The sequence below is a fragment of the Bradyrhizobium sp. WCU1 genome (genome assembly GCF_053474805.1).
The window spans coordinates 4,247,227-4,262,726 of sequence record NZ_CM130280.1 but is presented as its reverse complement, the minus strand read 5'-3'; the positions used below and the strand labels follow the sequence as shown (position 1 = coordinate 4,262,726).

At 64.6% G+C, this 15,500-nt stretch carries 15 protein-coding genes; 2 read left to right on the top strand and 13 right to left on the bottom strand.

Annotation, left to right across the window (positions count from 1 at the left end):
* Nucleotides 1–6: 6 nt before the first annotated feature.
* Together ACTUWL_RS19760 and ACTUWL_RS19755 are read right to left on the bottom strand one after the other, a co-directional pair.
* Nucleotides 7–771, bottom strand: a complete 765-nt coding sequence (locus ACTUWL_RS19760; RefSeq protein WP_021076551.1) for an SGNH/GDSL hydrolase family protein — start codon at nucleotides 769–771, stop codon at nucleotides 7–9.
* Entirely contained in the window at nucleotides 768–2,015 is a 1,248-nt protein-coding gene (locus ACTUWL_RS19755; RefSeq protein ID WP_035649864.1) for an OpgC domain-containing protein, read from the bottom strand. The genes ACTUWL_RS19760 and ACTUWL_RS19755 overlap by 4 nt, the downstream gene beginning before the upstream one ends.
* A 274-nt stretch (nucleotides 2,016–2,289) precedes the next feature.
* Between ACTUWL_RS19755 and apaG the strand changes: the two genes are divergently transcribed.
* Nucleotides 2,290–2,688: a Co2+/Mg2+ efflux protein ApaG gene (gene apaG / locus ACTUWL_RS19750; protein ID WP_021076553.1), complete on the top strand. Its 399-nt coding sequence runs from the start codon at nucleotides 2,290–2,292 to the stop codon at nucleotides 2,686–2,688.
* A 19-nt stretch (nucleotides 2,689–2,707) separates the two neighbouring features.
* Here the strand turns inward: apaG and ACTUWL_RS19745 are convergent, their stop codons facing one another.
* The 3 genes from ACTUWL_RS19745 to ACTUWL_RS19735 form a co-directional block, all read right to left on the bottom strand.
* Nucleotides 2,708–3,712, bottom strand: coding sequence for an Hsp33 family molecular chaperone (locus ACTUWL_RS19745; RefSeq protein ID WP_021076554.1), 1,005 nt, complete (start codon nucleotides 3,710–3,712; stop codon nucleotides 2,708–2,710).
* A gap of 189 nt (nucleotides 3,713–3,901) precedes the next feature.
* On the bottom strand, nucleotides 3,902–4,828 hold the full coding sequence (gene argF / locus ACTUWL_RS19740) for an ornithine carbamoyltransferase (RefSeq protein ID WP_021076555.1): 927 nt from the start codon (nucleotides 4,826–4,828) through the stop codon (nucleotides 3,902–3,904).
* The gene (locus ACTUWL_RS19735) at nucleotides 4,828–6,033 is read right to left on the bottom strand and encodes an aspartate aminotransferase family protein (protein WP_035649868.1); all 1,206 of its coding nucleotides are present in this window, start codon (nucleotides 6,031–6,033) and stop codon (nucleotides 4,828–4,830) included. Before ACTUWL_RS19735 ends, argF begins: the two co-directional genes overlap by 1 nt.
* Nucleotides 6,034–6,529: 496 nt before the next feature.
* On the opposite strand from ACTUWL_RS19735, the gene ACTUWL_RS19730 reads away from it, so the two are divergent.
* Entirely contained in the window at nucleotides 6,530–7,042 is a 513-nt protein-coding gene (locus tag ACTUWL_RS19730; protein WP_021076557.1) for a GcrA family cell cycle regulator, read from the top strand.
* Nucleotides 7,043–7,170: 128 nt separating this feature from the next.
* On the opposite strand, the gene phoB is transcribed toward ACTUWL_RS19730, so the two are convergent.
* The 8 genes from phoB to ACTUWL_RS19690 form a co-directional block, all read right to left on the bottom strand.
* Entirely contained in the window at nucleotides 7,171–7,881 is a 711-nt protein-coding gene (gene phoB, locus ACTUWL_RS19725; protein ID WP_016844067.1) for a phosphate regulon transcriptional regulator PhoB, read from the bottom strand.
* Nucleotides 7,882–7,941: 60 nt separating this feature from the next.
* On the bottom strand, nucleotides 7,942–8,661 hold the full coding sequence (gene phoU, locus ACTUWL_RS19720; protein WP_021076558.1) for a phosphate signaling complex protein PhoU: 720 nt from the start codon (nucleotides 8,659–8,661) through the stop codon (nucleotides 7,942–7,944).
* 103 nt (nucleotides 8,662–8,764) lie between these two features.
* Entirely contained in the window at nucleotides 8,765–9,583 is an 819-nt protein-coding gene (gene pstB / locus ACTUWL_RS19715) for a phosphate ABC transporter ATP-binding protein PstB (RefSeq protein WP_016844065.1), read from the bottom strand.
* Complete coding sequence (pstA, locus tag ACTUWL_RS19710; protein ID WP_021076559.1) at nucleotides 9,580–10,425, bottom strand: phosphate ABC transporter permease PstA; 846 nt, start codon at nucleotides 10,423–10,425, stop codon at nucleotides 9,580–9,582. Before pstA ends, pstB begins: the two co-directional genes overlap by 4 nt.
* Nucleotides 10,426–10,429: 4 nt before the next feature.
* On the bottom strand, nucleotides 10,430–11,419 hold the full coding sequence (gene pstC, locus ACTUWL_RS19705; protein WP_035649873.1) for a phosphate ABC transporter permease subunit PstC: 990 nt from the start codon (nucleotides 11,417–11,419) through the stop codon (nucleotides 10,430–10,432).
* 226 nt (nucleotides 11,420–11,645) lie between these two features.
* Entirely contained in the window at nucleotides 11,646–12,656 is a 1,011-nt protein-coding gene (gene pstS / locus ACTUWL_RS19700; protein ID WP_021076561.1) for a phosphate ABC transporter substrate-binding protein PstS, read from the bottom strand.
* 136 nt (nucleotides 12,657–12,792) lie between these two features.
* Nucleotides 12,793–14,106 (bottom strand): sensor histidine kinase, encoded by a 1,314-nt coding sequence (locus ACTUWL_RS19695; protein WP_021076562.1) that lies wholly within the window; start codon nucleotides 14,104–14,106, stop codon nucleotides 12,793–12,795.
* A gap of 84 nt (nucleotides 14,107–14,190) precedes the next feature.
* A complete protein-coding gene (locus tag ACTUWL_RS19690; protein ID WP_021076563.1) occupies nucleotides 14,191–15,246 on the bottom strand; it encodes a lysylphosphatidylglycerol synthase domain-containing protein in 1,056 nt (351 codons plus the stop codon).
* Between the last annotated feature and the right edge of the window lie 254 nt (nucleotides 15,247–15,500).

Sequence of the window (15,500 nt, the reverse complement as noted above, 5' to 3'; positions counted from 1 at the left end):
CTAATTCTACTGCACCGGGCCCAGATGGGCCGCATCGATCACGAATTTCGCCAGTGCGCGGCCGAGACAGGCGTGAACCTTCTTGGCCAGGTCGACACCATGCGAGGTGCTGAACAGGTCAAAATATCCGGCGTCGCTCCACTGCTTCATAATCGAGAACCGGTCGAACAGCGGAACGTCGTGCTGCTGCGCCACCACCTTGATATTGTCGAGATATGGCGGCGCAGAGATCATCGTCTCCGTGCGCGGGCTGTATTGCAGATTGACCAGCACCACGTCTGTCCCAGCGCCCCGTAACGCAACAACGCCGTCGTTGATGGCGGTCCGGAAATCGTCGGGATCGACCGCTCGCATAGCATCGACCGTGCCGGTCTGCCAGATAACCAAAGTAGGCTTTTTTGCTTCGACAAGCTTAACAAGGGTTCCCGCGGTCTCTTCCGCGGTGCTTTTTCCCTGTAATTCTACGGATAGATCGATATTTGCCTGCGGAAATGCCTCCTTCAGCGCCGCCTGCAGCTTGGCCGGATAGGCACTCGCCTCGTTGCCCTGGATGGTCGAGGAGCGGCTGCCCACCACCAGCACGTTGAGCGGCTGGTTGGCCTTCACCGCATCGGTGACCTTCGGCAGCGAGCTCTCGCTCGACAGCAGATAGGCGGGCACGTCGCAGGGCGGCGGCGGCGCAGGCTCGGGATTGTCGCCGGCGCGCGCGGGCGCTGCCGCCAAACTGGCGGCCAGCAGCAGCAGGCCCAGCATCGTCCGTGCGGACTTCATGCTCCCCCTCCCGCCAGATCGGCGTTGCCGACCGCACCTTTTTTCGAGGCGCCTTTGTCGGCGGAGTGCTTGTACCACGAAATAATCCACGCCATGCCGCACATGATGAGGATGCCGCACACGCTGATCAGGGCGTGCAGTGCGGCACCGCCAGAGACCTCGGCAAGCACGAAATGACCGGCAAAGGCGAGGAAGACCCCGAGACAGAATATCTCAAGCGAATGCTGGCCACACAGGATCAATGGTCGCAGCCACCGCGATTTCAAGCCCGGCCAATCCCGGGGCAGGAAGCGCACGGTGAGGGCGGCGAGCGCCAGGAAATGCGCAAACCGCAACACGTCCAGGTCGGTCTTGTTGATCGGATACATCCATTGCTCGATGACCTTCGGCATGATGTGGCCGAGCTGCGGCACGTACCAGGTCAGGGTCACGAAGAACGCGGCGACCAGATAGACGATGCAGATCCACATCGTGATGTTCGACGACAGGATGCGCGACATCCGCCGCGCGCCGCCGAGTGCGCACCAGGCGCCGAACACGAACAACAATTGCCAGGCGAACGGATTGAACGCCCAGAAGCCGTTCGGATAGGCCGACAGATACAGATCGAACTGCCAGGTCAGCGCGTAGAGCAGGACCGACAGGCCGAGCGTGACGTCGGGCTTCCACTTCATCAGCCACAGGATCAGCGGCAGGAACAGCATCAGCACGATATAGAGCGGCAGCACGTCCATGTTGACGGGACGGAAGCGCAGCAGCAGCGCCTGCACGATGGTGACGTCGGGCTGCTTGAGGAAGTCCATGATCCCCATTTCCTCGCTGTACAGCGGGTTCTCGAACGAGGTCGCGACATAGGAGATCTCGGCGAGGAAGATCGTGAACAGGAAGACGTGCGCGACATAGATCTGCCAGACCCGGCGCAGGATGCGCGCGGTCGCGATCACGAAGCCGCCCTCCAGCATCGCGCGGCCGTAGACGAAGGCTGCGGTGTAGCCGGAGATGAAGATGAAGATCTCGGTGGCGTCGGAGAAGCCGTAATTGCGGAGCGTCAGCCAGGTCAAAAGATTGGTCGGCAGGTGATCGATGAAGATCAGCCACAGCGCGAGCCCCCGGAACAGATCGAGCCTGAGCTCGCGCTCGCCGGTCGCCGGCAGTGTGATCGCGGGCGCGGCCGCCGCCACCTTCGCCTCGGCTTTGGCCTCAGCCACCGGCGAGCCGGCTATGGGATCGGCAATCGAGCTCATCAAACACCGTGTCGGCTGCGGACGCTCCGCATGCCCAGCTGAAAACATAATATCGGTCCGCGACTTGCGGACAAAGCGCAGAGTGCGGCGACATGCGGCCGCGCTTTAGAGCGGAACTATGTTGAAAGCGCGATGAACAGACTGTCCCCGGGGGCCGGGTTTTCACAGCCCGGCAGGCGATTGGTTCCGGCTGACCAATTGGCTATGATGGCGTCCTGATTGAGTGTGATCCGGCCGAAAGTGGATCACGGCCAAGACCATCGGATTGAGCCGCATGTACCGCGCCGTTACCCGCCAGATCGAAGTCACCGTCGAGCCGAACTTCATGCCGGAGCGCTCGTCGGTCGACCGGCGCGAATATTTCTGGTCCTACAAGATCGTGATCGTCAATTCGGGTCCGGAAACGGTGCAGCTGCGGACGCGGCACTGGATCATCACCGATGCCACCGGCCGCCGCCAGGAGGTGCGTGGCGAGGGCGTGGTCGGCGAACAGCCGGTGCTCGCGCCCGGCGAACGCTTCGAATACACCTCCGGCGTGCCGCTGCCGACCGCCTCCGGCTTCATGGCCGGCAGCTATCAGATGGTCACCGAAGCCGGCGAGCGTTTTGAGATCGACGTGCCGACCTTCTCGCTGGACAGCCCGAGCCCGGACGGGAAGCGGGTGTTGAATTGATGCGCTTCCGCGCACGCCGCTATTGCTCCACGCCGGCTTCCTGCGGCGTGAACTCGTAGACCGACGAGCAGAACTCGCAGGTCACGACGACCTTACCGTCCTTGACCATCTCGGCGCGATCGTTCGGCGCAAAACTCTTCAACATCGACGACACCGCATCGCGCGAGCACGAGCACTGTGCGCGCAGCGGTTGCGGGTTGAAGACGCGGACGCCGCGTTCGTGGAACAGGCGGTACAACAGCCGCTCGCCGGACAGATCGGGATCGATCAGCTCGACATCCTCGACGGTCGAGATCAGCGACTGTCCCTCGACCCAGGCATCGTCGTCCGGCACGCTGTGCGTGACCGTACCATCGGGCGCATCGCCGGGGTGCAGATCGGCCTGCTTGGCGCGCTCCGGCGCCTTGGGCAGGAACTGCAGCAGGATGCCGCCGGCGCGCCAGTGCAGCTTGCCGCCCTCGCCGCCGCGCATCTCCTCGCCGACCGCCAGCCGGACCCGTGTCGGAATCTGCTCCGAGCGCAGGAAATATTCGTGCGCCGCCTCTTCGAGGCCGCCGCCATCGAGCGCGACCAGGCCCTGGTAGCGGCTGGTGTTGGAGCCCTGGTCGATCGTCATCGCAAGGTGACCCTTGCCGAGCAGTTCGCCCGAGGTCTGCCCCGGCTTGAGCTGCGCCGCGTCGTAACGGGCATAGGCACGCAGCCGGTCGGGCGCCTGGAAATCGACGATCAGCAGCGACACCGGGCCTTCGGTCCGGGTCTGCAGGATGAAGCGCCCCTCGAACTTGACCGACGAGCCGAGCAGCGTGGTCAGCACGATGGCCTCGCCGAGCAGCTTGCCGACTGCCGGCGGATAATCGTGCTTGTGCAGGATCTCGTCGAGCGCGGGGCCGAGCCGGGTCAACCGGCCGCGCAAATCCAGCGCGCCGACCTCGAAGGCCAGCACGGCATCGTCGACAGGAACCGAAGACGGCGCGCGAACCGGCGCCTCGGTCGTGATTTTGATGTCGGGGGATTGTGAAACCATGGCGCTCTATCTGGGGTCTCGGACCGTGAAATAAAGGGGTTCACTCAACGAGGGAACGTCGTCCCGGCGAAGGCCGGGACCCAACCACAGAGTTCTGTTACGACACAAGGCGTCTCCCCTTGTGCCCTTTCCACGGGCCGCGGCTTATGGGTCCCGGCTTTCGCCGGGACGACAGCGTTGAAGCGGCGCTTACGCGACTTCGTTAAAGCACCAGGCCAGAATGCCCTTCTGCGCATGCAGGCGGTTTTCCGCCTCGTCGAACACCACGGATTGCGGCCCGTCGATCACCTCGTCGGTGACCTCCTCGCCGCGATGCGCGGGCAGGCAGTGCATGAACAGCGCGTCCGGCTTGGCGAGCGACATCAGCTTGGCATTGACCTGATAGGGCTGCAGCACGTTGTGGCGGCGCTCGCCCTCCTTGTCGCCCATCGACACCCAGGTGTCGGTGACGACGCAATCGGCGCCACGCACGGCGGCTTCCGGGTCGGTGCCGAGCACGATAGGCGCGCCGGTCGCCTTGATCCAGTCGCGCATCGGCTTCTTCGGCGACAGCTCCGGAGGCGTCGCGATATTGAGCTGGAACTTGAACCGCTCGGCGGCGTGCGCCCAGGACGCCAGCACGTTGTTGTCGTCGCCGGTCCACGCCACGGTCTTGCCCGCGATCGAGCCGCGATTTTCCTCATAGGTCATGAGGTCGGCCATCACCTGGCAGGGATGCGAGCGCCGGGTCAGGCCGTTGATGACGGGGACGGTGGCATGCGCGGCGAGTTCGAGCAGCGCGTCGTGGTTGAGGATGCGGATCATGATCGCATCGACATAGCGCGACAGCACGCGCGCGGTGTCGGCGATGGTCTCGCCGCGGCCGAGCTGCATCTCGGCGCCGGTCAGCATGATGGATTCACCGCCGAGCTGGCGCATGCCGACGTCGAACGACACCCTGGTGCGGGTCGACGGGCGCTCGAAGATCATCGCCAGCGTCTTGCCTTCGAGCGGCTTCCTGCCCTTCTCATGCGCCTTCAGCTTCGCCTTCATGGCGGCGCCGGCCGACAGCATGTTGCGCAGCTCGCCGAGCGGCAGCTCGTTGATGTCGAGGAAATGACGGACCGGCTTGCTCATTATCCGGCCTTCCTCGGCTGCGCCGGCGACAATGTCGCGCAGGCGCGCTCGAGCGAGGCGATCGACTGGTCGATCTCGGCTTCGGTCACGATCAAGGGCGCGAGGAACCGCACCACATTGTCGCCGGCGCCGACGGTGAGCAGCTTCTCGTTGCGCAGCGCGGTGATCAGATCGCCGGACGGCACCACGGCCTTGACGCCTATCAGCAAGCCCTCGCCGCGCACCTCCGACAGCACGCCGGGATAGCGGTCCACCACGGAGGCGAGCTTCTGCTTGAGCAACAGCGACATCTTCTGCACGTGCTCGAAGAAGCCGGGCTTGAGCACGACGTCGAGCACGGCATTGGCGGCGGCAACCGCGAGCGGATTGCCGCCGAAGGTCGAGCCATGCGAGCCCGGCGCCATGCCGGCCGCGGCCTGCGCGGTCGCCAGCACCGCGCCGATCGGGAATCCACCGCCGAGCGCCTTGGCCAGCGACATCACATCGGGCGTCACGCCGGTGCGCTTGTAAGCGAACAGCTCGCCGGTGCGGCCCATGCCGGTCTGCACCTCGTCGAAGGCGAGCAACAGGCCGTGCTCGTCGCACAGCGCGCGCAATGCCTTGAAGAACGCCTGCGGCGCGCCGCGCACGCCGCCCTCGCCCTGCACCGGTTCGATCAGGATGCCGGCGGTGTGCGGACCGATCGCCTTCTTCACCGCCTCGATGTCGCCATGCGGCACCTGGTCGAAGCCGTCCATCGGCGGACCGAAGCCCTCGAGATATTTCGCCGAGCCGGTCGCGGCCAGCGTGCCCAGCGTGCGGCCATGGAACGCGCCCTCGAAGGTGATGATGCGGTAGCGCTCGCCATGGCCCTTGGAGAAGTGATGATGGCGGACCAGCTTGATCACGCCCTCCATCGCCTCAGCGCCGGAATTGCAGAAGAATACGAAGTCGGCAAAGCTCTGCTCGCACAGCCGCGCGGCGAGCACCTCGCCGTCGGGGCTCTTGAACAGGTTCGACATGTGCCACAGCTTGGTCGCCTGTTCCTGCAGCGCCTTGACCAGATGCGGATGCGCGTGCCCGAGCGCGTTCACCGCGACGCCCGAGGTGAAATCGAGATAGCGGTCGCCGTTGGTTGCGATCAGCCAGGCGCCCTCACCGCGCTCGAAGCCGAGATCGACCCTGGCGAAGACGGGGAGCAGATGCGACGGGGCGCTGTTGGTCATGGCGTTCACTGCCGGTTTGGGGCCGACAATTGCCGCGCGCATTGACGCCAGCGCAGCAACGGCCAGCTTCGGAAAACAAAACGGCCGCCTTTGCGGGCGGCACGTGGGGTCATTCTATGCTGCGGCCGGTCGGTGTCAATCGCCAGGAGCCGCCCTTTGCCGGCCGTCCTGCAATGCCAAACCAGCGCAATCCGGAGCATTCCGGTGCAGTGGAAAAGCCTCATAGCAATGCTTAACTTTGTGGGAACATGTGGACGCACGACCGCGGACTCTTGCGCCAGAGTCACGCCATATTGTAGCGTTTGGCCTGTCGGGTACGACATCTCGTGCGGCAGTACTGGACCCTCTAAGTAGCCTTCGTGTCTCACGTAAACGTTCGGGCGCAACATCGTGTCCGGCGAGGGCTAAGGGATTCTGGCCGCAGGGATATTTGTCCAGATTTGGCTCGCAGCGCCGCTCCAATGACTGGCCGGCGCCATGCGAAAGGAAGAATGCGATGACGGTATTGACCTGGTCCGACGATCGCGTCGAGCAGCTGAAGAAGCTCTGGGAGTCTGGCCTTTCGGCCAGCCAGATCGCAGCGGAACTTGGCAATGTGACGCGAAACGCCGTGATCGGCAAAGTGCATCGGCTCGGCCTCTCCGGCCGCGCCAAGGCCCCCTCGACCGCCGCGCCGCGGCAGCGCAAGGCCCGTCCCGCCCAGCACATGATGCGGGTGGCGCGCCCGGTTTCGCGCGGCAACACCGCGCTCGCACACGCCTTCGAGGTCGAGATGGAGCCCGATCCGATCTCCTTCGACAACGTGGTGCCGATGAGCCAGCGGCTGTCGCTGCTCGAGCTCAACGAGGCGACCTGCCATTGGCCGGTCGGCGATCCCTCGAGCCCGGAATTCTTCTTCTGCGGCGGCAAGGCGCTCGCCGGCCTGCCCTATTGCGCACATCACTCGCGCGTCGCCTACCAGCCCGCCGCCGATCGCCGCCGGCCATCGGCGAAGCCACAGATCAAGTAAGCACTCGGGAAACGACGGAAGACTTCAAAACAAATCCCCGCGAAAGCGGGGATTTTTTTGTGGTGCGCAGCTCGTCATGGAGCCAACAGGACGACGCCGTGTTGTGGCCTGTGATCGCGACCAAGCCGTTACGGCTGCGGCTCGGCTTTCGCGAAGCGGTCGTCGAGCGCATAGCCGGCGCCGCGCACGGTGCGGATCGGATCCTGCTCGCGGCCCGGATTGAGCAGCTTGCGCAGGCGGCCGATATGCACGTCGACGGTGCGCTCATCGATGTAGATGTCGCGGCCCCAGACGCTGTCGAGCAGCTGCTCGCGGCTGAATACGCGGCCGGGATGCTCGAGGAAGAATTCAAGCAGGCGATATTCGGTCGGCCCGAGATCGATCGGGCGCCCCGAACGCGCCACGCGGCGCTTCTCGCGGTCGAGCTCGATGTCACCATAGGTCAGCACGGTCGCAAGCCGCTCCGGGCTCGCGCGGCGCAACAGGCCCTTCACCCGTGCCAGCAATTCCGGCACCGAGAACGGCTTGACGATGTAATCGTCGGCGCCGGTGGCCAGCCCGCGCACCCGCTCGCTCTCCTCGCCGCGCGCGGTCAGCATGATGATCGGAAGCTGCTTGGTCTCGGGCCGCGCCCGCAACCGTCGGCACAGCTCGATGCCGGACAGGCCCGGCAGCATCCAGTCCAGCACCACGAGGTCGGGAACGCGCTCCTTCAGCCGGGTGTCGGCATCGTCGCCGCGCCCCACCGTTTCGACATCGTAGCCTTCGGCATCGAGGTTGTAGCGCAACAGTGTCGTCAGCGCTTCCTCGTCTTCGACTACCAGAATGCGTGCGCTCATCGGTCTAAGTTCTTTCTCTGTGGTGATCCGTTGCCCTGACGCAAACCGAAACGCCGTCGACTACGTGTTACCCGGCACCGTGGTGGCAAAGTTGGTCATGTCGCCCTTCGGGCGCTTGTCGGTGATCTGCTGGCCTTCGATCATGTAGAACACCGTCTCGGCGATATTGGTGGCGTGATCGCCGATCCGCTCGATGTTCTTGGCGCAGAACATCAGATGGATACAGAATGAGATGTTGCGCGGATCCTCCATCATGTAGGTGAGCAGCTCGCGGAACAGCGAGGTGCAGATCGCGTCGACCTCCTCGTCGCCCTTCCAGACGTTCATCGCCGCCGGCAGGTCGTGCGCGGCATAGGCGTCGAGCACAGACTTGACCTGCGACAGCACGAGGTCGGTCATGTGCTCGAGGCCGCGGATCAGCTTCAGCGGCTGGAAGTCGCTTTCCAGCGCCGCGACACGCTTGCCCATGTTCTTGGCAAGGTCGCCGATCCGCTCGAGATCGGTGGCCACGCGCATCGCGCTGACGATCTCGCGCAGGTCGATCGCCATCGGCTGGCGGCGCGCGATCGTCAGCACCGCGCGCTCTTCGATGACGCGCTGCAGATTGTCGATCTCGATGTCGGCGGCGACCACGCGCTTGCCGAGCGCGACGTCGCGGCGGATCAGCGCGTCGACCGACTCGGTGATCATCCGCTCGACGAGGCCGCCCATCTCGGCGACCAGGCGGGTCAACTCCTGCAGGTCGCTGTCGAATGCCTTGGCGGTATGTTCAGAAGCCATCGCTTGTCTCCCTCGATCATGATCCCTTGGGGACCATGATCTCGTGTCCATATTTCAGCATGATCCGATCGGAAAACCGGTTGCCACTTTTCCGGATCATGCTCTAACCGAACCGGCCGGTGATGTAGTCCTGGGTGCGTCGATCACTCGGTGAGGTGAAGATCTTGTTGGTGTCGTCAAACTCGATCAGTTCGCCGAGATACATGAAGGCGGTCTTGTCGGAGACGCGCGCCGCCTGCTGCATGTTGTGGGTCACGATCGCGATCGTGTAGTCCTCGGAGAGCTCCTGGATCAGCTCCTCGACCTTGGCGGTCGAGATCGGATCGAGCGCCGAGCAGGGCTCGTCGAACAGGATCACTTCGGGGCGCACCGCGACGGTGCGCGCGATGCACAACCGCTGCTGCTGGCCGCCGGAGAGCGACAGGCCGGAGGCGTTCAGCTTGTCCTTGACCTCGTTCCACAGCGCACCGCCGCGCAGCGCCTTCTCGACCCGATCGTCCATCTCGGACTTCGAGATCTTCTCATAGAGGCGAATGCCGAAGGCGATGTTCTCGTAGATCGTCATCGGGAACGGCGTCGGCTTCTGGAACACCATGCCGACCCGCGCACGCAGCAGATTGAGGTCGAGCTTGGGATCGAGAATGTTGGTCTGGTCCAGCATCAACTGGCCGACCGCGCGCTGGCCCGGATACAGGTCATACATCCGGTTGAAGATGCGCAGCAGGGTCGACTTGCCGCAGCCCGACGGGCCGATGAACGCCGTGACGCGGTTGGTGCCGAGCGTCAGGTTGATGTTCTTCAGCGCGTGGTGCTCGCCGTAATAGAAGTTGAGGTTGCGCACCGTGACTTTCGGCGGCGCTTCCGGAAGCGGAACCTGGGGAACGTGGCCCGCGGCGGTCGTGGAGACGGAAAGCTCGGTCATTTTGCGGCCCTTTCGGCACCAAGGATACGCGCGCCGATATTCAGCGCGAGCACGGTGAATGTGATCAGCAGTGCACCGCTCCACGCCAGCTCTTTCCAGTAGGCGTAGGGGCTCTGCACGAAGTTGTTGATGGTCACCGGCAGGTTGGCCATCGTCTTGGTCAGATCCAGACTGAAGAACTGGTTCGACAGCGCGGTGAACAGCAGCGGCGCGGTTTCGCCGGCGACGCGTGCGGTCGCCAGCAGCACGCCGGTGATCAGACCCGACCGGGCCGCACGGTAAGCGATCCGCTTGATCACCAGCGAACGCGGCAGGCCGAGCGCGGAGGCCGCCTCGCGCAGCGGATTGGGCACCAGCAGCAGCATGTCCTCGGTGGTGCGCAGCACGACCGGGATCACGATCACGGCGAGCGCCAGCGCGCCTGCGATCGCCGAGAAGCCGCGCATCGGCACCACGACCGCGCCATAGATGAACAGGCCGATGATGATCGAGGGCGCACTGAGCAGGATGTCGTTGATGAAGCGGATCACCGAGGTCAGCTTGTCGTGCTTGCCGTACTCGGCGAGGTAGGTGCCGGCGAACAGGCCGAGCGGCGCGCCGATCCCGACGCCGATCACGGTCATGATCACCGAACCGACGATGGCGTTGAGCAGACCGCCATCGGTCGAGCCCGGCGGCGGCGTGTTCTGGGTGAATAGCTGCACGCTGAGGCCAGCAAGGCCGTTGTAGACCAGCGTGATCAGGATCAGCGCCAGCCAGGTGACGCCGAACAGCGCCGCGCCGACGCAAAGTGCACGGATGACGATGTCGCTGCGGCGGCGGGATTTGTAGATCGGGTTCATGGCGCTACTTCCCCGCTTTCGTTTCAAGCCGCATCAGCATCAGCCGCGCACCGGCGAGCACGAAGAAGGTCAGCACGAACAGCAAGAGGCCGAGCAGGATCAGGCCGGACTGGTGCAGGCCGTCGCTCTCGGCGAATTCGCTAGCGATCGCCGCCGAGATCGTGGTGCCCGGCGCGAAGATCGACGACGAGATGCGGAACGAGTTGCCGATGATGAAGGTCACCGCCATGGTCTCGCCGAGGGCGCGGCCGAGCGCCAGCATGATGCCGCCGATCACGCCGACGCGGGTGTAGGGGATCACTACGCTGCGGACGACTTCCCAGGTGGTGCAGCCCATGCCGTAGGCGGCTTCCTTCAGCACCGGCGGCACGGTCTTGAACACGTCAACCGAGATCGCGGTGATGAAGGGCAGCACCATGATGGCGAGGATCAGCGCCGCATTGAACAGGCTGAGATAGGACGGCGGGCCGGCGAACACCGCGCCGAGCACCGGGACGCCCTCGAACAGCCTGATCATGAACGGCTGGAACGTGTTGGCCAGGAACGGGCCCAGCACGAAGAAGCCCCACATGCCGTAGATGATCGAGGGGATGCCGGCGAGCAGCTCGATCGCGATGCCGATCGGGCGGCGCAGCATCTGCGGGCACAGTTCGGTGAGGAACACGGCGATGCCGATGCCGACGGGGATCGCGATCAGCATCGCAATCACCGAGGTGATCAGCGTGCCGTAGATCGGGCCGAGCGCGCCGAGCACCGGCGGATCAGCCGAGGGCGCCCAGCGCTGGGTCCAGAGGAAGGCAAAGCCGTATTCCTTCATCGCCGGCCAGGCGCCGACGATCAGCGACAGGATAATGCCGCCGAGGATCAACAGGACCGAGATCGCCGAGATGCGGGTGATCCAATAAAAGGTGAGATCACCGAGCTTGAAGGCACTGAGGGCCTTGGCGCGATCGTAAGGTCCCGCGGCTTCCATCACATCGCTCTGAACAGCCATGTCTGCCACGCCAATCCCCTCGTTTTTATTTGAAACTTGCACAAACCGCCACGCCCCCGAAGCGATCTTCACTGACGCATAAGGCCGGGCGTCGTTCCGGCTGCGCCAGGGGCGCGAACCCCGGGACCCGCCCGCGCTTGTTGCCGCGATGATGGAGCCCGGGTCTTAATCGCTTGGCCTGCGCCGCCCTCGAGGGACGGCACAGGCCCTGTTCGAAACGTCGGACTTAGCTCTTGATCTCCGAGGACCAGGTCTTCTCGATCAGCTTGACGACCGAGTCCGGCATCGGGATGTAGTCGAGCTCTTCGGCCGCCTTGCCGCCCTTCTCGAAGGCGTACTTGAAGAACTTGAGCGCTTCCTGCGAGGCCGCCTTGTCGGTCGATTCCTTGTGCATCAGGATGAAGGTCGCCGCGGTGATCGGCCAGGAGGCGTCGCCCGGCTGGTCGGTCAGGATCACGTAGTAGCCGGGGGCCTTCGACCAGTCGGCATTCGACGCAGCAGCCTGGAAGGCGGCGACGGTCGGCTGCACGGTCTTGCCGGCCTTGTTGACCAGCGCCGTGTAGGTCAGCTTGTTCTGCTTGGCATAGGCGTATTCGACATAGCCGATCGCGTTCTTGGTCTGGCTGATGTTGCCGGCAACGCCTTCGTTGCCCTTGGCGCCGACGCCGACCGGCCACTCGACCGCGGTGCCGGAGCCGACCTTGGACTTCCAGTCGGCGTTCGACTTGGAGAGGTAGTCGGTGAAGTTGAAGGTGGTGCCCGAACCGTCCGAACGGCGCACGACGGTGATCGCGTCACCCGGCAGGGTCAGCTTCGGATTGAGCTTGGCGATCGCCGCGTCATTCCACTTGGTGATCTTGCCGAGATAGATGTCGCCGAGCACTTCGCCGGACAGCACGAGATCGCCCGGCTTGATGCCCTCGACGTTCACGACCGGAACGATCGCACCCATCACCATCGGCCACTGGACGAGGCCGTCCTTCTCGAGCTGCTCGGCCTTGAGCGGCGCGTCGGTGGCGCCGAAGGTCACGGTCTTGGCCTGGATCTGCTTGATGCCGGCGCCGGAACCGATCGACTGATAGTTCAGGCCATTGCCGGTGTCCTTCTTGTAGGCATCAGCCCACTTCGAATAGATCGGGAACGGAAACGTCGCGCCCGCGCCGGTAATATCGGCAGCGAAGGCCGACGTCGAAGCGGCCACCATGCCGGCAGCGACGATTGCTTTGATGAAATTCATGGGGTGGTCTCCATCTTGTGAGCGAAGCGCCGAATGCGCCCGATCGCGCTCACGCCGGTCCATCTAGGAGCGGTCGGTGCCGCTTTTACGAAGGTTGGATGACACTTGGATGACAGAGCTAAGCAACTGAAAATGCTTAGCTTTGAGTCGGTAGCGGGGTCTTCGGCCGGGGAAAACAGGCAGTAAAAGTCGCGCCATTGTTCGGCACGCTCTCGATCAGAAGACGCCCGCGATGACGGTTAAGAATATGTTTCACCAGCGATAATCCGAGGCCCGTTCCGCCCTGGTTGCGGCTGTCGCCGACGTCCACCCGGTAGAAGCGCTCGGTCAGCCGCGGCAGGTGCTCGGGCGCGATGCCGGGGCCGAAATCCCGTACCATGACACGGATTTCGGGGCTTCCCTCGCCCGATCCGCCCGGAACGGTCTGATTGAGCGACACTATGACGCGGCCGCCCGAGGCGCCGTATTTGAGGGCATTCTCGATCAGGTTCTCGAACAGGCGGAGCAGTTCCTCGCGGTCGCCGGCGATTCTGACCGGGGCTTGCGGCAGGTCGACCTCGATCTCGACCTGGCGCTCGCTGGCCAGCATCTCGAGCCCGTCAGCCACCTCGCGGATGATAGGCACGATGTCGATCGAGGCCTCGGGCCGCACATGGGCCGACAGTTCGACCCGCGACAGCGACAGGAGGTCGTCGATCAGCCGCGCCATGCGGGTGGCCTGGGTGTGCATGATGCCGAGGAAGCGTTCGCGGGCCCGCGCGTCCTCGCGCGCCGGCCCCTGCAGCGTGTCGATGAAGCCGGACAGGGCGGCGAGCGGGGTGCGCAGCTCGTGGCTGGCATTGGCGACGAAGTCGGCGCGCATCTCCTCGACCCGGCGCAGCGGCGTCAGGTCGTGGAATGTCATCAGCATGCATTTCTCGGTGCCGCCGAACTGGGTCGGCACCGGCACCGGCGTGATCACCAATTCCATCCAGCGATCGACCGGAACGTGGTCCGAGTAAGTGGCGCGGCGCGGCTCGGTGGTCGCGATCGCCTCGCGCAGCGCGGTGATGATTTCCGGCGAACGCAGGGCAAATTGCGCCAATTCGTTCCTGCGCAGCGCCGGCGCGAGCTGGGCCGCGGCGGCATTGAGATGGATGACGCGCCCGGCGCGATCGAGCAGCACGGCCGGATCGGGCATGCCGGCGACGACGGCGCTGACCGCGGCAGCCTCGACCGGATTGACGCCGCGGACGTCCTCGCGCGAAGTCCCGGCATCATGCAGCCGCCAAGGCACCAGCGCTGCGGCGGCGATGCAGACGAACACCGCGCAGGCGCGCACCAGCGACAATTCGCCGAGCGCGACCACCACGCTGAGCGCCAGCGCCGCAGCAAGCAGGATCAGCGCGGAATGGCGCAGGCGGTCGGGCCAGGGTGCGAAGATGGATTGCGGCGTATCGTCAATTGCCATCGCGGCGGCTTTCTTCCCGTCGGTTCGTGTCTCGCCCAGGCGCGGTCACATTGACCGTCCCTCGGGAGGCATCGGGCCGCGTCATCAGACCCCGGAATCGCCCCGCTTGCGGACCAGAACCGCCTCGTGGTGCGGCTCGGCGCGGGGACCCGAATCAGTCTGCGGCAGCCGTTTGAGTCGGGCGCCGACGATAACCTCCCGAAACGTCAGCAAGATTACAGATATGACGAACGGCGCAATATAGTAGAGCAGCCGGAACAGCAGCATACCGCCGAGCAGGTCCTCGCGGTCCATCTGCCAGAGGCCGACCAGCATGGCGGCGTCGAACACCCCGAGCCCGCCGGGGGAGTGGCTGGCGAAGCCGAGCAGGGTCGCCGACACGAAGATGACCGCGACCACGACGAAGCCGAGATTGGGCTCGTCCGGCACCAGCACGTACATCGCGAGCGCGCAGAAGCCGAGGTCGACGATGCCGATCGCGATCTGCAGCAGCGTCAGCGGGCCGCCCGGCAGGGTCACCGTCCAGGGGCCGCGACCGACCACCCGCGGCTGGGTCCAGACCCAGACCACATAGGCGACCAGCGCGATAATGATGCCGAACGCCAGCGTGCGGTTGAGCCAGGGCGGCAGCTGGTCGATGTTGGCCGCGGCCTCCGGGTGATAGGCGATGCCGAGCCCGAGCACCGCGGCATTGCCGAGCCAGAAGGTGAGGCCGGCGAGAAAGCAGATCTTGGCGACGTCGATCGCGTTTAGTCCCCAGGCCGAATAGATCCGGTAGCGCACCGCGCCGCCGGTGAAGACGCTGGCGCCGACATTGTGGCCGATCGAATAGGAGGTGAATGCCGCGAGCGCATTGATGCGATAGGGCACATGGGCGTGGCCGATCGCGCGCACCGCGAACAAGTCGTAGAAGGTCAGCGTGAAATAGCCGGCTGCGACGAATAGTCCCGCCAGCATGATCTGCCGCGGCTCGGTGCTCTTGATGGCCTCGAGCACCTCGTTGGTGTCGATGCCGCGCAGCATGTGGTAGAGGACGTAGCAGGCGATGCCGATGACGGCGATGCTGATGACAACACCCAGCCGATGCAGGAGTTGCTTCTGGCGTAGAAACGCCATCGCCCTGCCTATTGCTTCCAGCATCTAGACCTCGAATTGCGATCCCGCGACGACGGCCCCCGGCGATCTCCGCCGGCGCTTCGCTGTGCCCTGCCCCGTGTAGCGCGTTTTAAGCCGGAGTGGAATTCGTCAAACGACAATAAAACGCGCATCTTCAAGATATTAGGGATGATTCATGACAGCGGGTGCACAAATATGCGCGTTTCTCGCCACCTTCGACAAGGCTTGATGTCGATGTGCGGCAGTTAGCCCGGCGAAAGGTACACAAGACCATCCGG